The sequence below is a fragment of the Methylomonas rivi genome (genome assembly GCF_024505165.1).
Classification (GTDB): domain Bacteria; phylum Pseudomonadota; class Gammaproteobacteria; order Methylococcales; family Methylomonadaceae; genus Methylomonas; species Methylomonas rivi.
Map to the genome: position 1 here is coordinate 1 of NZ_JANIBK010000032.1, position 19,083 is coordinate 19,083.

General features: G+C 52.4%; 13 protein-coding genes and 1 riboswitch. Of the genes, 8 read left to right on the forward strand and 5 right to left on the reverse strand.

Annotated features, from left to right (window positions below; all coding sequences use genetic code 11):
• Positions 1-1,896 (reverse strand): phosphoenolpyruvate carboxylase (locus NP596_RS08270; protein WP_256614840.1); only part of this gene is annotated, 1,896 nt, incomplete at its 3' end.
• A gap of 501 nt (positions 1,897-2,397) precedes the next feature.
• Here NP596_RS08270 and NP596_RS08275 point away from each other — a divergent pair.
• Positions 2,398-4,587, forward strand: coding sequence for a hypothetical protein (locus NP596_RS08275; RefSeq protein ID WP_256614841.1), 2,190 nt, complete (start codon positions 2,398-2,400; stop codon positions 4,585-4,587).
• A gap of 85 nt (positions 4,588-4,672) precedes the next feature.
• Positions 4,673-5,635 carry a LysR family transcriptional regulator gene (locus NP596_RS08280; RefSeq protein WP_256614842.1) on the forward strand — a complete coding sequence of 321 codons (963 nt, stop codon included), beginning with the start codon at positions 4,673-4,675 and terminating at the stop codon, positions 5,633-5,635.
• Here the strand turns inward: NP596_RS08280 and NP596_RS08285 are convergent.
• On the reverse strand, positions 5,630-6,397 hold the full coding sequence (locus NP596_RS08285; RefSeq protein WP_256614843.1) for an exodeoxyribonuclease III: 768 nt from the start codon (positions 6,395-6,397) through the stop codon (positions 5,630-5,632). The two genes, NP596_RS08280 and NP596_RS08285, sit on opposite strands and share 6 nt — an antisense overlap.
• A gap of 271 nt (positions 6,398-6,668) precedes the next feature.
• Between NP596_RS08285 and NP596_RS08290 the strand changes: the two genes are divergently transcribed.
• The 3 genes from NP596_RS08290 to NP596_RS08300 all read left to right on the forward strand — a co-directional run bounded on the left by NP596_RS08290 (position 6,669) and on the right by NP596_RS08300 (position 10,497).
• Positions 6,669-7,619: an ABC transporter substrate-binding protein gene (locus tag NP596_RS08290; RefSeq protein WP_256614844.1), complete on the forward strand. Its 951-nt coding sequence runs from the start codon at positions 6,669-6,671 to the stop codon at positions 7,617-7,619.
• Positions 7,620-9,977, forward strand: coding sequence for a diguanylate cyclase domain-containing protein (locus NP596_RS08295; RefSeq protein WP_256614845.1), 2,358 nt, complete (start codon positions 7,620-7,622; stop codon positions 9,975-9,977).
• 100 nt (positions 9,978-10,077) lie between these two features.
• Positions 10,078-10,497 (forward strand): UPF0158 family protein, encoded by a 420-nt coding sequence (locus NP596_RS08300; RefSeq protein WP_256614846.1) that lies wholly within the window; start codon positions 10,078-10,080, stop codon positions 10,495-10,497.
• Between the two features lie 266 nt (positions 10,498-10,763).
• On the opposite strand, the gene NP596_RS08305 is transcribed toward NP596_RS08300, so the two are convergent.
• Together NP596_RS08305 and NP596_RS08310 are read right to left on the reverse strand one after the other, a co-directional pair.
• Positions 10,764-11,609 carry an Lcl C-terminal domain-containing protein gene (locus tag NP596_RS08305; protein WP_256614847.1) on the reverse strand — a complete coding sequence of 282 codons (846 nt, stop codon included), beginning with the start codon at positions 11,607-11,609 and terminating at the stop codon, positions 10,764-10,766.
• Between the two features lie 107 nt (positions 11,610-11,716).
• Entirely contained in the window at positions 11,717-12,538 is an 822-nt protein-coding gene (locus tag NP596_RS08310) for a VPLPA-CTERM sorting domain-containing protein (protein WP_256614848.1), read from the reverse strand.
• 253 nt (positions 12,539-12,791) lie between these two features.
• A riboswitch (cyclic di-GMP riboswitch) is annotated at positions 12,792-12,871 on the reverse strand.
• A gap of 212 nt (positions 12,872-13,083) precedes the next feature.
• Between NP596_RS08310 and hrpA the strand changes: the two genes are divergently transcribed.
• The 3 genes from hrpA to NP596_RS08325 all read left to right on the forward strand — a co-directional run bounded on the left by hrpA (position 13,084) and on the right by NP596_RS08325 (position 18,197).
• Positions 13,084-16,974 carry an ATP-dependent RNA helicase HrpA gene (gene hrpA / locus NP596_RS08315; RefSeq protein WP_256614849.1) on the forward strand — a complete coding sequence of 1,297 codons (3,891 nt, stop codon included), beginning with the start codon at positions 13,084-13,086 and terminating at the stop codon, positions 16,972-16,974.
• A gap of 40 nt (positions 16,975-17,014) precedes the next feature.
• Complete coding sequence (locus NP596_RS08320) at positions 17,015-17,731, forward strand: rhomboid family intramembrane serine protease (protein ID WP_256614850.1); 717 nt, start codon at positions 17,015-17,017, stop codon at positions 17,729-17,731.
• A gap of 142 nt (positions 17,732-17,873) precedes the next feature.
• Positions 17,874-18,197, forward strand: coding sequence for a hypothetical protein (locus tag NP596_RS08325; protein WP_256614851.1), 324 nt, complete (start codon positions 17,874-17,876; stop codon positions 18,195-18,197).
• Positions 18,198-18,518: 321 nt separating this feature from the next.
• Here NP596_RS08325 and NP596_RS08330 read toward each other — a convergent pair whose 3' ends face one another.
• Positions 18,519-18,851, reverse strand: coding sequence for a hypothetical protein (locus NP596_RS08330; RefSeq protein WP_256614852.1), 333 nt, complete (start codon positions 18,849-18,851; stop codon positions 18,519-18,521).
• Positions 18,852-19,083 lie beyond the last annotated feature (232 nt).

Below are 19,083 nucleotides of genomic sequence, written 5' to 3' on the forward strand. Positions count from 1 at the left end.
GCGGCCGATGGTGCCGCCGCGGCCGTGGAACAGGCGGCAGGGAATGCCTTCTGCGTCCGAAATCGCCGTCACCTGCTGCTGGGCGCGGTACAGTCCCCAGGCCGAGGCCAATATGCCGCCGTCCTTGCAGGAATCCGAATAACCCAGCATGACTTCCTGGCGCAAGCCGGACGCGGTCAGCAAGGCCCGGTACACCGGTTGCGACAGCAGGCCGCGCAGGACGCTATCGATATGGTTGAGGTCGTCTATGGTTTCGAATAAGGGGCTGACGCCGATATGGCAATACCATTGGCCGCCGATGCGGCCGGCCAAGCCGTTTTGCGCGGCCAGCAGCAGCACTTCCATGATATGGCTGGCCGAATGGGTCATCGAAATCACGTAGCGGCTGAAACAGTCGTTGCCGATTTCGCGGCGCATTTGCGCCATCACCTGAAACACATCCAAGGTTTCCACGGTGGCCGGGCTCAACTCGCTGGCGTCGTAACCCAGCCCGCCGGGAATGGCAATGGCTTCGCTCAGCACTTGCATGCGCCGGTCTTCATCCAGGCTCAAATAATCCATGCCCAGACCGGACGACAATATTTCCGCCACGGCCTGGCTGTGGCGGGTGGACTCCTGGCGCACGTCCAATTGCATCAAATGAAAGCCGAAGACGTCCACCAGGCGAATCAAGTCCTGCAGGTCGCGGTCGGCGATGGCTTGGTCGCCGTGGCTGATCAACGATTCGCGGATCATGCATAAATCGGCGTGGAAGGCCTGGATATTGTTGTACGCCTGGTCGTCGGTTTGCGAACTGTCGCCGGCAATGCGTTGTTCGATCAACTCCAGGCGTCGGTGCATGCGGAATTTCATCAAGGACAGTTTATGCCGGTAGGGCTCTTGCAGGCAGTTGCGTTCCAGCGCTATTGCCGTGTCGCCGAGCAGTTCCCGGTCGTTTTCCAGGCTGTCTAAAAAGGCTGCGGTAGGCTGGCACATGCCGTGGGAATAAGCCAGCTGTTCGTGCAAAACGTCGATGCGGCGCAGATATTCCTGGGCGATGGTGCGGGCCTGCAGGCGCAAGGCCAGGGCGGTGGTATGCGGTTTGACATTGGGGTTGCCGTCGCGGTCGCCGCCTATCCATGAACCGAAGTTTAAAAAACCGGGGACATGCACTTTCGCCGCGGCCTCGCTGCCGTAGACATCGACCAGAGCGCGCTGGAAATTGCGGTACACCTGCGCGGTGGCTTCGAATAGCGACAGCGGAAAGTAAAACAGCCCCGAGTCGATTTCGTCGATCACGCCCATGCCGCGGGCGCGCACCTCATCGGTTTTCCATAATAATTGAATCTGGCTTTGCAGGCGCTCCAGGGCAACGTCGCGAAAATAGCCCTTGATGCCGCTATTTTGCAGTTTTTCGTGGCTGACGAACACGCTACGCAGGGCGCCGCGCACGGTGCGGCGCTTGGCTTCGGTGGGGTGGGCGGTCATCACCGGCAGATAATGCAAATCGTCCAGCAAGGGTTGCAGTTGCTCCGCGCTGATGCCGGCGTTTTTGAAAGCCAGCAGAGTGTCGTGAAACGAGCCTCGCCAGTAGTGCTTGTTTTTTTCGATCTGATGGCGGCGATGCTGCAATTGCGTGGATTCTTCGGCGATATTCAGCAAACTGAAGTACAAACTGAAGGCCCGAATCACTTCGCTCAAGGTTTCCGCAGGCAGATTATGCAGCGTTTTGAGGATTTGCCGGCGTTTGGCGGGATTGTTGTCCCGTTGCAGTACGGTAAATTGGCGCTGTAACTGCTCGACAATTTCCGCTACCTGGGGGCTGGCCTGTTTTTTCAATACCTTGTCCAGCATGCCTTTTAACAGGCGGATATTGGCGCGCAGGGTTTTGTCGTCGTATTCGGGGGTGCGGGACATAAGTATCCTAAGCAGATTGAAGATGCTGGATAAATTACATGAGTTTTTATCAATAGAAAAATAGAATAAATAAATTTTTTATATAGAAAATTTCTATGTTTCGATTGGTGTGTTCAAGCCGGAGGTTGATTGTTACAGTGGGGCATGATGGGTCAGGTTGCGGTCCCCGCCACCGTCGATAGTTTGCGGGAGCGACGAAAATCAAGGGCCGGCTTACTATTTGAACCTGGCGGCGATTCGTGACGAGGGAAGCTTGGGAGCCGTAGTGTTCCGGTGAAGGGAAAGCTTCAATGTCATATTCTTTTTGGGGGTGGGTCGATACGACCCTGAGCGGCCTTCTACAATATAGGTTTGATCGGCTTGTAAGTGTTGGACAGCTGACTTTCGTTAAGTTATAAAGAAATCGTATATCACCCAATACGGGAATATATAGAATGAGTTATTTAAGAATAAGATCGACCTTTCTCCAAGTCCGAAGCGCCACCACCTGAGAGGAATTTTGTGTCACTCCATCGAAAAAGATTTACTCTAGCACTAGAAAGAATTCAGCCGACTGACTGGGCCAGATTCGAACAATTCGCCTCCGCATTTTTAACTTCGGAGTTTGATAACCTTAGAACTGTTGCATCCCCGTCCGGAGATGAAGGTCGTGATGCGGAACTTTTTTCACCTACATCAGAACCCGAAATAGTTCTTCAGTATTCTGTGACGAAACACTGGACAACCAAAATACGGGACACGGCAAAAAAGGTAAAAAAGAATTTAACTCATGCAAGACAATTGCTTTATGTTACAAATCAACAAATTGGTGCGGATGGCGATGGATTAAAAAAAGAATTAAGGACTAAATATCAGCTTATTTTGGATATCCGAGATAGCAGCTTTTTCCTTGATCGTTATGAAGGAGATGACCACCGAGAAGCTGTTGCAGAAAATCTTGCCCGCGATATTGTCGATCCTTTTTTAGAAAGCAAGGACGTCATTCAAAAAAAGGCTCAAGCACTCACAACAGCAGAAAGCCGTGCAGCACTTGTGTTTCTGGAGCTTCAATGGCAAGACGACGGGCGTGAAAAAGGATTAACAAAAACTGCATTTGATGCGCTTGTTCGAACAGCTCTTCGAGGCACAAATCCAGATTATCGCCTCACAAGGAATCAGGTTTATGATTTAGTGAAAAAAATTATACCCACAGATGATATTGCTTTTCTCATTGCCGAAACTGATAAGTCGCTTTCCAGGCTTAATAAAAACTTTATTCGACATTATCCAAATGATGAGTTCTGCCTTTCGCACGAAGAAAATATACGCTTAAAATCACGGATAGCAGAAGTCGAAATCAACGATCAAGAATTGGTAAATGATATAACTAATGCTCTAAAGGCTGTTATTCCAGAAGTTGAATTAGCTGATAATGGAAACCTATTGTCATATTTATCAATATGCCGCATATCTATGGAGAAATTTCTATTGCAGCGAGGTGAATTATTTGTATCGGCCCTTGAGAACGGTCAGCTACAACATCTTGAATATGGCTCAGTCAAGAGAATTGTTCAAGATGAACTTAAAATACCCAATATTAATGAAGAACAACTTACTAACAGACTTGCAACTGTAATTGAACGGGTATTGACTGATCCAAGTATATCAACTGCATCATATTTGAGAGGAATTGCCGATGCTTACACTTTTTTAGCTTTTCTAAGGCAGACGCCAGATATTCAATCTGCTGTTAAAAAGATGTTTTCGACTGGAGAAATATGGATAGACACATCGATAGTTTTACCCTTATTAGCAGAGGATTTATTGCCCGAAGAGAATTGGCAATTTAGAAAACTAATTTTAGCTGCTAAAAATGCTGGACTCAAGATAAAAGTTACTCCAGGTGTTATTGAGGAAGTTGAAAGACATATAAATCGCTCTCAAACTTGTTATGGATTAGTAAATTCGGGTCAAGAATCATGGGATGGTAGTTATCCTTACTTATTTTCTTTTTTTATTTCGACTGGGTCTGCACAATCATTTTTTTCAAAATGGCTTGAAAATTTTCGTGGCAATATTAGGCCTGAAGATGACGTTTCTGAATATTTAAAACATTTTTTCAGTATTGAAATGACAGATATTTCAATAGATGCACAAAAGGCTGACCTAGAAATTCGAAATCTCGTAAAAGAAACATGGGTAAATATTCATACAAATCGTAGAAATCGCTCCAATAATGGATTTGATCCATTGCTAAGTTTGAGGTTAGCCGAACATGATACTGAGAATTACTTGGGAGTAATTGTTAGACGACAACATGAAAGCGAGAAAGCTTTTGGATACACATCATGGTGGCTGACTTTGGATCACAAGGCATTCGAAATCAAACCAATGATTGAACAATCCTCTAAAATTAAAATCCCTTTAGCACCAGTTATGAGCGCAGACTTTCTGGCCAATTACTTAGCGTTTGGTCCTCTGAGGGGTAAAGTAGCTAAGAATATGCACGGAGCACTTCCCGTAGCAATAGATCCCGGTTTGGTTGAATATCTTTCTCCAGAATTACTAGAAATAGCAAAATCAGTAAGGCTATCCGCGAAAGATAAGCCCGAGCACGTTATACGTCGTGATGTGCGTGATGCACTTGATAACGCTAGAAGGCGTCAAGGCGATATTACAAACAAAGGCCTAAATTCTGTATTTGATAGCTAAAGCCGCAGCCAAGTAGGCCGGGTTTGCAAGGCGTAACCGATAAACATCGATGTCCGATGTCGGGTTACACTACGTTAACCCCGTCTTGAGATCGCGCAATACCGGCCTACCCATGGATCGTATCAACTACCAACATCTCTTTTATTTCTGGATGGTCGCCAAGCACGGCAGTATTACCGCGGCTTGTGATCGGCTGCATCTGGCGCAGCCGACCATCAGCGGGCAACTGGCGGTATTCGAGCAGGCGGTGGGGAGCAAACTTTTTCGCAAGGAGGGGCGTAAACTGGTGTTGACGGAAACCGGGCGGGCGGTTTTTCACTACGCCGACGAAATTTTTGCCCTGGGCCGGGAAATGACCCACATGCTGAAAGGCCGCACCACCGAACGCGGCATGCGCTTGAATATTGGCGTCAGCGATGCCATGCCCAAGCTGATTGCCTATCGCCTGATCGCGCCGATACTGCAGTGGACTGAGCCCACCCAGATTCAATGCGTGGAGGACAAAACCGAGCGCTTGCTGACCGAAATCGGCCTGCACAGCATCGATATGATGCTGGCCGACGTGCCGGCCACGCCGGCCAGCGGCATGCGGGTGTTCAATCATTTTTTGGGCGAAACCAAGGTGGCGCTGTTTGCCGCGCCGGCATTAGCGGCTAGGTATCGACAGGATTTTCCGCGTTGCCTGAACGGGGCGCCGTTTTTATTGCCTACCCATAATACGGCGCTACGGCGTTCGTTGGACCAGTGGTTCGACAGCCGGCAAATCAGCCCGGTGATTCAAGCCGAAGTGGAAGACAGTGCCTTGTTAAAAACCTTTGGCGCCGCCGGAGTCGGGCTGTTTTTTTCGTCGCAGGCGGTGGCCGGCGAAATTCAGCGCCAGTACGGCACCGAAATGTTGGGGTTGGCGGATGGCGTGCTGGAGCGGTTTTATGCGATTACCGCCCAGCGGCGCTTGAAACATCCCTTGGTGTCGGCGATTTTGGCGCACGCCCAGCAAGGCTTGTTCGGCTTGCTGGACAGGCCGGACGGGAGTCGGTCGTTGTCATGACAGATCGATGCGGATACCCACCGGGCAATGGTCGGAGCCCATAATATCGGGCAGAATAAAGCTGTCTTGAATGTCGGCCAGCAAGGATTGGCTGGCCAGGACATAATCGATGCGCCAGCCGATATTCTTGGCCCTGGCTCCGGCGCGGTAACTCCACCAGCTATAGGCCACGGTTTCCGGATGCAAATGGCGGAAGCTGTCCACAAATCCGGCCTCGGTGAAGCGGCTGAAACCGTCGATTTCGACTTGGGTGTAACCGGCGGACTTGTTGTAATTGGCCTTGGGGCGGGCTATATCGATGGCTTGGTGGGCGACGTTGAAATCGCCGCAAGCTATCACCGGTTTTTGGCTTTGCAATTGCCGCAGATAAGCCAGCAAAGCCGCATCCCAGGTTTGCCGGTAATCCAGCCGCGTCAAGCCGTCCCCGGAATTGGGCACATAAACGTTCAGCAGAAAAAACTTTTCGTATTCCGCCACCAGTACCCGGCCTTCCCGGTCGTGTTCGGCCATGCCCATGTCGTGCACGACCCGCAGCGGCTGGTTCCGGCTCAACAACGCCACGCCGGAGTAGCCCTTGCGCTCGGCGGAGTTGCAATAAACATGGTAATGATCGATGCCTTCCAGGGCTTTATGCACTTGGTCGTCCTGGGCCTTGGTTTCCTGCAATAGAATGCAGTCGGCGTCGAAGTGCCGCAAACTGTCCCTAAAGCCTTTTTCTTGCACGGCACGGATGCCGTTGACATTCCAGGAGATGATTTTCATGCTTCTGTCCGGTTACCGATAAAGGGGCGGCTTCTTGTAAAAGCCGGGTCGGCGCATAGTTTACCTATTGGTTTATGCGTAGGCCAGCCGTTCGATGGCGGGCCCAAAGCGGCATTTCCAAGCCGGGTCAAGTGCGCATGCTGGACGCAATAATTCCTTATAGTCATAATGCTTAAAGATGTTCCGGGAAGTGTTCCTGAAATCCGTCGGCTAGTCGTGAAATACTAAATTTGAGATGATAAATTCCCACTCCATCACGCGACGCCGTTTTATGACGTGTTTAAGCGGTCTGGCGTTAGCATCCGGACTGCCGGGTTGCGGCGGATTATCCGATCGGCCCGTGATCGTCGCCCTTAATAGATGGCTGGGGTATGAACCCTTGTGCCTAGCCTTGCGGGAGGGCTGGCTAGACCCCGGGCGGGTCGGCTTACTGGAGACCGCTTCCGCCACGGAATCCATGCGGGCATTGCTGGACGGCCGGGCGGATGGGGCGGCGCTGACGCTGGATGAAACCTTAAAAGTCAGGGCTGCGGGCTTGCCGGTTTCCGTAGTGATGGTCTGCGATATTTCGGCCGGCGCCGATATGCTGGTGGCCAGAGCCGGGATTCGGCGGTTGTCCGATTTAAAAGGCCGGACGGTCGGTTTCGAGGCTAGCGCCTTGGGGGCTTTGATGCTGGAGGAAGCCCTGCGGGCGGCGGGCTTGAATAAAACCGACATTACCCCTTTTTCAGTCAGTATCGATAAACATCGGCAGGCCTGGAAACATCGCCAGGTCGACGCGGTAGTCACCTATGAACCCGTGGCCAGTCAATTGCTGGCCGACGGCGGCATCAAACTGTTCGACAGCGGACAAGTGCCCAATACCATCGTGGACGTTTTGGCCATGCGTAGCGATGTGTTGGATTTTAGCCATGCAAGGGCCGTTCGGCATGCGGTGGCGGCGCATTTTATGGCGGTGAATCATTTATACCGCAACCCGTATGACGCCGCCTACCGGATGGCCGAGCATTTGGGTTTTAGCGCGGCTGAAGTTTTGCCGGCGTTCAAGGGCATCATCCTGCCGGATGAGCGCGATAATTACCGCCTGCTCGGCGGGGCTGCGCCAGAGCTTTTACGCAGTGCCGGCAAGCTGTCGAGATTAATGCTGGAAAACCGGCTGCTGGCGCGGGAAGACAGTTTGGCGGCGTTGCTCAACCCCGATTATTTGCCCAAGGACTTTTAAATGCCGCCGACTAAAACCGGACATTTTGGCCATGCGCTATTGAAATGCCTGTCGGTATTACAGTTGTGCGGCGTTTTGGCTTGCCTGCCCGTTGCGGCGGCCGGGGAATCTGTCAAGATCGGCATCCTGGCTTATCGGTCCAAGCCGCAAACCTTGGCGCAGTGGCAGCCCTTGGCCGTGGCGCTGAAACAGGCGTTGCCGGATAGGGATTTCGCCATTGAGACATTCGATTTCGATGAATTGGCGTTGGCCGTGGCCAGCCGGCAAGTGGATTTCGTCCTGACCAATCCCGGGCATTATATTCAGCTATCCAAGCGCAACGGCCTGTCGGCCCCTTTAGCCACTTTGGCGTTAAACGACCGCGATCCCGAGCGGGCGATCATGGCGTTCGGCGGGGTTATTTTTAGCCGTGCCGACGATGCCGGTATCGATACCATTCTGGATCTCAAGGGCAAAACCATTGCCGTCACCGGCATCGACTCGTTGAGCGGCTACCAGTTGCAGGCTTACGAATTTCAACGGGGCGGCGGCAATCTGTCGCAACAGGCCAAACTGCTGCAAACCGGCATGCCGCAGGATAATGTCGTGGACGCTGTGCTAAACCGCCGGGCCGAAGTGGGCTTGGTGCGTACCGGGGTCTTGGAGGAATTGGCGGGCGAAGGCAAGCTGGATATGCGGCAAATCAAGATTATCAACCGGCAGCCACTGCCCGGCTATCCGCACTTGCTGTCTACCCGGCTTTACCCCGAATGGCCGTTTGCCGCCATGCCGCAAACCGATGAAAATCTGGCCCGGCACGTGGCGGCGGCACTGTTTATGTTGGAAGAAAATAAAGCGGCCACGCGGGCCATCGGCATCCACGGTTTCGGCGTGCCCGCCGACTACACGGCCATTGCGGATGTGCTCAGGGACATGCGGGTGCCGCCCTACGACGTGGTGCCCAGTTTCACCTTGAAAGACATATGGCTGCGCTACCAGTGGCCGTTGCTGGCGGCATTGCTGATTATCGGTGTGTTCCTGTTGTTGACGCTGAATTTGTTGCTGGTCAAGCGTAAATTAGTGGTGCAGCGCAAGTTGCTGCTGGAGCAAAAACAGCAACTATTGGACAGCGAAACGTTTTTGCGCACCTTGATAGGCACCTTGCCGGACCTGATTTGGTTAAAAAATGCCGACGGCGTCTATCTGGCTTGCAACCCGCGTTTCGAAGGTTTTTTCGGCGCCGAGGAACAGGCGATCGTGGGCAAGACCGACTACGATTTTGTCGATAAAGCCTCGGCCGATTCTTTTCGCGCCCACGATATGTTGGCCATGCAAAAGGACGGCCCGTATCTGATCGAAAAATGGGTTACCTTTGCCGACGATGGGCACAAAGAATTGTTGGAAACCCTGAAGATTCCGATGCGCGACGCGGCGGGCCAGTTCATCGGCGTGCTGGGCATCGGCCACGACATTACCGAGCGCAAGCAAGCCGAGGAAAAACTTTCGCTGGCGGCCAGCGTATTTACCCATGCCCGGGAAGGCATCCTGATTACCGACGTGGACGGCAGGATCATCGACGTTAACGACACCTTTACCGCGATCACCGGTTACAGCCGCGAAGAAGCGCTGCACCGCAACCCCAGCATGTTGAAATCCGATCGGCAAAATAAGGCGTTCTATGCCGCCATGTGGGCGGATTTAAAGGAAAAAGGCGAATGGTCCGGCGAGCTTTGGAACCGGCGCAAAAACGGCCAGTTGTATGCGGAGATTCTGACTATCAGCGCGGTCCGCGATGCCCAAGGCAACACCCAGCATTATGTGGCCTTGTTTTCGGATATTACCCCGTTCAAGGAATACGAGCAGCAGTTGGAACGCATCGCCCATTACGATGCGTTGACCGGCCTGCCCAACCGTATTTTGTTGGCCGACCGCTTGCGCTTGGCCATGATGCAAGCGCTGCGGCGCGGGCAGAAAGTGGCGGTGGTTTTTCTGGATCTTGACGGCTTTAAAGCCGTTAACGATACCTTTGGCCATGACATGGGCGACGAGTTGTTGACGGCCTTGGCCGGCCGCATGAAGCAGACTCTGCGGGAAAGCGACACACTGGCCCGCTTGGGCGGCGACGAATTCGTGGCCGTGCTGGTGGATTTGCCGGATACCGAAGCCTGTTTGCCGTTATTATCGCGCTTGCTGACAGCCGCCTCCCAGCCGGTGGTTTACGGTGAATCGGCGATGCTGGTATCGGCTAGTTTGGGGGTTAGCTTTTATCCGCAGGCCGAGGATATCGACGCCGACCAATTGCTGCGCCAAGCCGACCAAGCCATGTATCAAGCCAAGATGAAGGGAAAAAACCAGTACCATTTGTTCGAGGCGGATTAGGGGCGATTTATGCTTGGTTGCCGGTAGATTGAATTCTTTGTCAATGATCTCCTTCCCACGCGGCGCGTGGGAATCGGAGTAAAACTATCCAGGGATTTACATGGCTGCATTAAAAATCAATCGGACGGACTTCATCCTCGCCTTGACCTCGAATGCCGGGGATTGGGATGAGGCTTGGTTTTTGGACAAGGAAACCGGCGAGTTATGGCTCAATAACGATGGTGACGATGAAGTGCCGGACGATCTGGAAGACAATCCGCGTTATCTGCCGATTGAGGCCATGGCTTCTCGCGATGCTTTCCAAATCATGGAAGACTTTGTCGATGAACTAGGCGACAGCCCGGAAGCCGAGGCGTTGCAAGCCGCGCTCAACGGCCGCAAGCCGTTCCGGCGCTTCAAGGATGCGCTGCTGGATTACCCTGAATTGCGCGATAGCTGGTTCGCCTTCGAGGAAACCCGATTGAACCGTCTTGCCCAAGCGTGGTGCGACGAGCAGGGGCTTGCGGTGGCGTGGATTTGAGGGAACGGGTTCACGATAGGATTACAGCGGGGATGTCTCGTTCCTATGCGCTGCGCTGGAATGCCGGGCTTGGCCGCGCTGCGGCACAACTTCACCGCAGCGCGGAAGGTCTGGGTTTCCACGCGGCGCGTGGGAACCAGGGTCGCCCCCGGCCAATTATGCCGGGCTTGGCGGCTTGATGGAAGATCAAGCTCCCAAGCCGGAGTTTGGGAGCCAGGTGAAGCTGGAGCTTGGGAACTAGGTAAACTTGGGAACCAAATCAACGATTAAGCGTTACGGCGTTTCAATCCAAGCACGCCCAATAGGCCACTGCTGAATAACCATATTGCGCCAGGAACAGGTACTGGCGCAACATCTCCCGATCTGACGATCCATGCGCCAACACCGGGGCTACTTTCAGATTCGTTAATCGTCTGAGCACCATAGAAGATATAGAACATAGATGGCTTTGCATTAGGATTTGGCACTAACTCAGTCCAGAATTTTTGATTGCCGCCAAAAGTAAAACTATCGCTGGCGTTAGCGTTGGCTGCATCTGCAAAATTGAGGAAATATCCCGTCGTATTTGTCCAGGCTGGGTTCAATTGGCCATTAGGCAAATAGCTATCCGGCAAATGGAGATTAATATGCCACATATAAGATAATTCTGACGTTGGGCTAGTGATGTTGTATCCAGCATCAGTTGCGCCGTTGTAAGATGAATTTGTATTGAAATTAGTACCGTTAATTGGGCTTAAACTTGGCAAACGCCAATTGTTATAGCCTTGATAATTTGTGCTGTTCAAATAATCAATAAATCCATGCGCACCCCACCATGTCATCGAAACGACATTGCCATTCGGATGTACGCCAAAGTCGTTTAAGGTTAGTGTATGGTCTCCGCCATTGTAACCATCGTAAACTTTTCCGTTACTAGCGGTAATAATTTGCTGTAAATAATTGATCGAATTTCCAGAGGCGTTTGCTAGAGTTTTCAACAAGTTGGTATCTTTACTCCAGGTGGCATTCAACACATCGTCATATACCAAGCCATTCCCGCGATCATACAAGGCCGCTTCTGAGTTCAAGCTAAATAGTGTGCCAACTGCCAGCAAAATTTTTCCGTGTTTCATAAGTTAGTTTCCTTAAATCGTCCGTAAATCAAATGAATGTAATAAAGTGCCGATTGATAGAAGCAATAAAGGCTCATCTGCGCAATCGGCTTTGCATGTTTTTAAACTTAGCGCCGACGTTTCAGGCCAAACAAGCCCAATAGTCCGCTAGCAAACAGCCAAGCCGCCGAAGGCACAGGCACGGCGGCAAGCGAGGTGGCGTAGACATTGCCGCTGGCGGCGCTATAGCTGGCGCCGGGCGTCAACACCCGTATCGCGAATTTGGCGGTGGCGTCGGCAAACGACGAGACATTTTGACCGGTAAACTCGGTAGTCTGAGTTTCGAAATTGAACATTTCCTGATAAGCATTCATTTGACCGCCTGCTATGGTTAGTACGGCATAGAGTCCGGTCATATCGCCCACGGAGGTATGCAGGGTGTAACTGCCGCTAAGGCTGGCATTGGTGCCGTTGTTCCAGTAATCGAGCGTGTGGGTATCGCTTCCGATAGTAAGCTGTGCGGAGGGTGTCCCTGGCGAGCCTCCATAAGGATTGAAATTGGCGGGATAGCCGGTTACGCCAAACGAAGCGTCCAGTGACCAATCCACCGCCAGTTCTACCACTGTGCCTGACTGTAGTTCGGTCGAGGTGACGGTCAGAGGATCTACAATGTACTCTTGAATATAGGAATTCGCTGCGGCGGAGGAATGGGTGTTGTCGCCCTGATTTGTTCCATAGAAAATAGAGTTGGGGTTGTTGTCGATCCAAGTGTAGTGGCCAACGGATTTAGATGCCGAACTGGACGCGTAACCGCTTAAATGATTGTAATCGAATGAGCCGTTGATCGCGGCTTGAGCGACTTGAGTTGAAGAAGTGGGGCCAATGTCATCGACGTGGGTGTTACTGACCGAATCGGCAATATGTTGAGTAGCTGTGGAATAAATCGTCACATAATTGCCAGGGGCGGATGACTCGATATGATTGTTGAGGCCATCCGTAGACGCGTTTCCTTCGTAATAATAAGAAAGATATGCATCCGCTGCCTTTGCCGTGCTATTGGCAAGCAACAACAAACTGCCGGAAATAATAGGGATAATTAGCTTGCTTGAACATGGTGTTGTCACGTTGTTTCCTTGACCCTAAAGGTCATTGCGTGTTTTGTTAAACGACGCAAACCAACGAAGACTGCCGGTTGCGTCAGGATTTCGCAATCCGGCCAGCTTCCTTCCCCAAGCTCCGTGATTTTCCGGCCCGGCTTCGCAACCGGTGTGGCGCCGAAATTCTAACGGATTAAACGATTATTCTCTACTGCCCTTTAGCCCGCGTAGGTACGATTAGCGTAGCGTAATCGTACGAATGCTGGGAAAGCATTGAATCGTCATGCCTACGATTACGTTGCACTATCGGAGCTACCTGGCCGCCTGGATAGACAAGCCAATGTAAAACCGCCTCCCACCCCTTATAATGCCAGCCTTTTTACGACATTCGCCGCCCCATGTCCGTTCACGACACCCTGAAACAACTCGCCAAAAATCTCCACGACTGCATGAGCATCGACCGGCACGGCTTTAAACGCCAACTCGACCGGCTGCGCGGCGAGGTGGGGAAAGGCAAGGATGTGTCTGGGCAAGTTCAGCAATTGGCTGAAAAAATTGAGCGATCAATCAGCCGTTGCAACCAAAGAAGGGCTTCCGTGCCGGTGATTAATTATCCCGACCTGCCCGTCAGCGGCAAGAAGGATGAGATTGCCGAGTTGATCAAAAACAATCAGGTCACCATCGTCTGCGGCGAGACCGGTTCCGGTAAGACTACTCAATTGCCGAAAATCTGTCTGGAAATCGGCCGCAGCATAAGCGGCTTGATCGGCCATACCCAGCCGCGCAGGATTGCGGCCCGCACCGTCGCCGACCGTATCGCCGAGGAACTGGGCCAAAACATCGGTCAGGCGGTGGGTTATAAAGTGCGCTTCCACGACCAGACCCATCCGAATTCGCTGGTCAAATTGATGACCGACGGCATACTGTTGGCGGAATCGCAGAACGATCAGTATCTGAGTCAATACGATACCATCATCATCGACGAGGCCCACGAGCGCAGCCTGAATATCGATTTTTTAATGGGCTATTTGCGCTGGCTGTTGCCGAAACGGCCGGATTTGAAAGTCGTCATTACCTCCGCCACCATCGACCCGGAACGTTTCGCCAAGCATTTCAATGATGCTCCCATCGTCAATGTTTCGGGTCGCACTTATCCGGTGGATGTGCGATACCGGCCCATCGAATTGATCGAGGAAGACGACGAAACTTCCGCCGATTTGCAGCAAGCCATCTTGGACGCAGTGGACGAGTTGTACCGCGATTTGCGCGGCGACATTTTGATCTTTTTAAGCGGCGAGCACGAAATCCGCGAGACCACCGAATCCCTGCGCAAATCGCACAATAATGCCCGTTACGAGGTGTTGCCGTTGTATTCCAAACTCAGCGTGGCCGAGCAGGAGCGGGTGTTTAAACCCAGCGGCAACAAGCCGCGCATCGTGCTGGCCACCAACGTCGCCGAAACCTCGTTGACCGTGCCGGGCATCCGTTGCGTGATCGATTCCGGCCATGCCCGCATCAGCCGTTACAGCCACCGCAGCAAGATTCAAAGGTTGCCGATAGAACGCATTTCGCAGGCCAGCGCCAATCAACGCGCCGGCCGCTGCGGCCGGGTGGCCGAGGGTATTTGCATCAGGTTATATTCCAAGGAAGATTATCTGGCTCGCCCCGAGTTTACCGAACCGGAAATCCTGCGCACCAATCTGTCGTCGGTGATTTTGCAGATGGCTTCCTTGAAGCTGGGCGACATCGAAGATTTTCCGTTCGTCGAGCCGCCGGACGAGAAAATGATCCGCGACGGCAAGAATTCGTTGTTCGAAGTCGACGCCTTGGACAAGCAAGGTAACCTGACCGACACCGGACGGCGGCTGGCAAAGATTCCGACCGATCCGAAACTGGCGCGGATGCTGTTGGCGGCGGCGGATTTGGGTTCCTTGCACGAGGTGGCGATTATCGTTTCGGCCTTGAGTATTCAGGATCCGCGCGACAAGCCCGCCGACAAAATGCCGCAGGCCGAAGCCAAGCATGCGCAGTTCAAGGCCGAGGACTCGGACTTTCTGACCCTGCTGAATCTGTGGAACGCCTTCGAGGAACAGAAGAAACATTTGACCAACAGCAAGCTGCGCAAGTATTGCCAGGACAACTTTCTGTCGTATATCCGCATGCGGGAATGGCACGACATCCATACCCAGATCATGCAAGTGGCGCGCGGCGATTTGGGCTTGAAAACCAGCGGCAATCCGGCCAATTACGAGCAGATTCACATGGCGTTGTTGCCGGGCTTGTTGTCCAACATCGGCTTCAGGCACGAGCAATACGAATATCTGGGCGCGCGCGGCCTGAAGTTTTTCATCTTCCCCGGTTCCGGCCAGCATAAGGCGCGGCCGAAATGGATCATGGCCGCCGAGCAGGTCGAGACCAGCAAGGTCTACGCCCGCACCGTCGCCAAGATCGAGCCGGAATGGATAGAGGCCTGCGCCCAGCACTTGGTCAAACGCAATTACTACGATCCGCATTGGGAAAAAAGCGCAGGCCGCTGCGGCGTGTTCGAGCGTACCTTGTTGTACGGTTTGACCTTACAGGCCAAGCGCAAAGTGCCTTACGAAAACGTCGATCCGAAGGCGGCGCGGGAGATGTTCATCCGCCATGCGCTGGTGAACCAGGATTACCATTCCAACGCGCCGTTCTTCAAGGCCAACGAAAAGCTGCTGGAGGAGGTGGGCTACATCCAGCACAAGGGTCGGCGGGTGGATTTGGTCGAGGACGAGGAATGGCTGTACCAGTTTTACGACAAGAAACTGCCGGCCGAGATCGTCAGCGGCATCGCCCTGGACCAATGGCGCAAAAAGGTCGAACGCGACGATCCGAAGATTTTGTTTTTGACCAAGGAAGATTTAACCCGCACCGATGAGAATCAGATCAACGACTGGGATTTTCCGGATAGCAAAAAGCTCGGCGATCTGACTATCGAATTGCACTACCGCTTCGAGCCCGGTCACGACGAGGACGGCGTCACCGCCATCATCCCTGTGCATCAGCTTAACCAGATTCGGCAAATGCCGTTCGACTGGTTGGTGCCGGGCATGCTGGAGGAAAAAGTCACGGCCTTGATCAAGTCGCTGCCCAAGCATCTGCGCAAGCATTTCGTGCCGGTGCCGAACACCGCCAAGGCCTGTCTGGAAATCGAGCCGGATTTTAAAGGCTCGTTGTACGAATGGCTGAGCAATCGGCTGCGTAAATTGACTGGCGAAGCCATTCCGCTGAACGAGTGGCAGCCGGACACGTTGCCGGACCATCTGAAAATGAATTTCCGGGTAGTGGACGATAAGGGCAGGGCGCTCGGCTATGGCCGCAATCTGGCCAAATTGCAGGCGGAACATGCCGTCAAGGCCGGCGACAGTTTCGATAAGCTGGCGCGGGAAGAAATGCATCACACCGGCTGCATCGCCTGGGTTTTCGACGATTTGCCCGATACCATGCAATTCATGCAGAAGGGGCAAAGTTTTATCGGCTATCCGGCCATTGTCGACGAAGGCGAGACGGTGGGCGTGAAAATCCTGGAAACCCAACAAAAGGCCGAGCAGGCGCATTTCGAAGGCTTGACCAAGTTGTTCCAATTGCAGTGCCGCAAGGATGCGCAATACATCTTGAAAAATAGCGGCGTGCCGGCGGCTTTGCAACTGGCTTATAACCAGTTGCCCAAGCACCCGATTTTAAAGGCCCGCGGCGGCGAATTTAAAAACGATCTGTTGTTTTTGATTTTCAGCAGCGCGTTTGTGGAGACCGGGGAGATTCGCGGCCGGCAGACCTTCGACGCCCGCTTGGCGGATAAAAAATCCAGTCTGATCGGCGTCGGCAACCAAGCCGGCAAGCAAGTCGCGGAAATCATGGCACACTACCAAGACATCGGCCGGCAGTTAAAACAGCCGGGCATAGTCCCCGCTTTAAAGCAGGACGTGGAAAATCAGCTAAGTTTGCTGTTGTACAGCGGCTTTATTCGTTACACCCCGTTGGCGCAGTTGCAGGCCATGCCGCGTTATTTAAAAGCCATCGTTTTTAGATTGGACAAGCAAAAGCCGGATTCGGCCGATGTGCAGGGCCTGCAGCGCTTATGGCAGCGGTATTGGCAGCATGTCGAAAAACGGCTGAAAACCGGCCAGCCCATGCCGGAGCGCGAAACGTTCCGCTGGGGGTTGGAAGAATTGCGCGTCTCGGTGTTTGCCCAGCAACTGAAAACCGCATTCCCGGTTTCGGTGCAACGCCTGGAAAAGCAATGGAACGAAATGTTTTGAAAAGGCTCATAAAGATGTTTTAAATCCAAAGGACGCTCAAATGATACCGATTAGAGATTCGATACCATGCAACACTACGCCCTATGTCACTTGGGGCATCATGGCGGTTTGCATCGGGGTTTATCTTTTGATGCTGCTGATGCCGGACGCCATGGCGCAGCATTTTTTGTATAAGTACGGCATGGTGCCGTTGCGTTACACCAACCCAACCTGGTCCAAGCATTTCGGTTTGCCGCCGGATTATTATTTTTCGTTTTTAAGCAGTTTGTTTCTGCATGGCGGCTGGGTGCATTTGCTGGTCAACATGATGTTCATGTGGATCTTCGCCGATAACATCGAAGACTTGATGGGGCACAAGCGGTTTGCGGCTTTTTATCTGATATGCGGCTTACTGGCGACCTACATTCAATGGTATTTTTCGCAAAATCTGGTGGTGCCGGTGGTGGGGGCGTCCGGAGCGATAGCCGGAGTGTTGGGGGCGTATTTTTTCCGTTTTCCCTATGCCAGGGTAGTTATCATGGTGCCGATTTTGTTTTTTCCGCTGTTTTTCGAAATACCTGCCATCGCCTTTCTGGGCGTGTGGGTGATTTTGCAATTGCAGGAGATCAGTACCGCGGCCATGTTTCCCGGCCTGGGCGGCAGTTCCGCCTGGTGGGCGCATTTGGGCGGTTTCGTGGTGGGCGCCTTGATTCATCCTTTGTTCATCGATAAACCCACGGTTTACAGTATCGACGTCGAACCCAGCGAAGAAGCCTGACGCAGGTAATCCAAGCGCCAAAAAGTTGAGTAAGCGTAGGGGTTTTATTTTATAATGCCGGCCGGTTTGCGACTGAAATTGTTTGCCTATCAAACCCGCCGCCGCACAAAGATTATTTAATTGACCCCGAGAAAAATAAACCATGAAAAACCTAAATGTTGCTTTGGTAAGGTTGCTGCAGTTTGTAGTGTTCGTCCTGTTTACTTTCATCGTGCTGGTATATTTCGGCACCATGATTCTGTTGCCGCTGGATATGGTTGTACTGATGACCAAGTTCCTGAACGTGTTCGGCATCGGTACTTTGTTTGGCGCCATCGTCGCCGTGCCCGTGGTGGCCTACCTGGGTAAAATCGTTTACAACACTCCAGGCTTGATCCAAATGATCGTCGATAACGGTATCGACTTGGTCAATCTGGGCAAACAACGGGTGGAAGCATTCAACAAATTCGCCGACGCCGCCAAATAAGGGTTTTCGGATAGCGAGGGAAAAGGGGCTGTGCAAGCCCCTTTTTTTTGCCTGCTGTTTTTTGGCATTAGGGGAGGGGGGCAAGCGGCCGCCTCCTGCTGGCCAGGAGATTGAAGAGTTGGCCTTATGAAGGCCATTAACCGACAGTCTTAAAAAAACATCGCCGGCTTAGGCTAGGGTTGGAAACAACTTACCGAAATATATTGCCTTTGCAGGAGCGCTTGATCGGGGCTAAAGCCCCTCCTATCCGGCAACAATCACCGAAAATACGGGGATGTTATTCTTGACGAAACCCTTGGCCCCAACTCGATGCAATTCAAATTATTTTTCCAGCAAAGCTTTGGCCCTTGCCCATTGCCTAAGGACGTTGGCTTTGCAATACGTGTCGCACGATTGCTTCCGGCAATAGCGGTCGTAGCAACTGTTGAAAATCATTTCCGCGTTATCGTCCGTGGCTTCGTCAGCCGCTTTGCTGAGCGTGATGTCTATCACCTTGTCCGCCAGCGCCCGATTGCCTAACATGGTCTCAACCAATGCCGCCAGCATGGCTTGCGGCTTGATGTCGTTGGTTCTGGAAAACTCGTTTAAACCATCGTAAGTCCGAACATCCAACGCAACTTTTTTCCTTGCCGGTTTGATTTTTTCAATTTTCATGTGTGTTCACCCTTTTAAGCGACCGCGGATCAATTTCGAACGTTGCCGAATATATGCCGGAAGAACGCCCGGCAACATTACAAATAAACCTTCCGCACGGCTATCTGTATATAAAGCACAAGTTAGCAATTTTGCATGACTTTTGTCACCTTGTTCTCGGCCGGGTTAATTTTTACGCCCGTTCTCTGTCGCATTAAAAACTGTCATACAACTGTAATCTATTCGGTATAGC

What these genes read in the sequence shown, in the direction of transcription:
- NP596_RS08285 (WP_256614843.1), bottom strand. Translation starts at nt 6,397, where the DNA reads ATGAAAATCATCTCCTGGAATGTCAACGGCATCCGTGCCGTGCAAGAA.
- NP596_RS08290 (WP_256614844.1), top strand. Translation starts at nt 6,669, where the DNA reads ATGACGTGTTTAAGCGGTCTGGCGTTAGCATCCGGACTGCCGGGTTGC.
- NP596_RS08295 (WP_256614845.1), top strand. Translation starts at nt 7,620, where the DNA reads ATGCCGCCGACTAAAACCGGACATTTTGGCCATGCGCTATTGAAATGC.
- NP596_RS08300 (WP_256614846.1), top strand. Translation starts at nt 10,078, where the DNA reads ATGGCTGCATTAAAAATCAATCGGACGGACTTCATCCTCGCCTTGACC.
- NP596_RS08305 (WP_256614847.1), bottom strand. Translation starts at nt 11,609, where the DNA reads ATGAAACACGGAAAAATTTTGCTGGCAGTTGGCACACTATTTAGCTTG.
- hrpA (WP_256614849.1), top strand. Translation starts at nt 13,084, where the DNA reads ATGTCCGTTCACGACACCCTGAAACAACTCGCCAAAAATCTCCACGAC.
- NP596_RS08320 (WP_256614850.1), top strand. Translation starts at nt 17,015, where the DNA reads ATGATACCGATTAGAGATTCGATACCATGCAACACTACGCCCTATGTC.
- NP596_RS08325 (WP_256614851.1), top strand. Translation starts at nt 17,874, where the DNA reads ATGAAAAACCTAAATGTTGCTTTGGTAAGGTTGCTGCAGTTTGTAGTG.
- NP596_RS08330 (WP_256614852.1), bottom strand. Translation starts at nt 18,851, where the DNA reads ATGAAAATTGAAAAAATCAAACCGGCAAGGAAAAAAGTTGCGTTGGAT.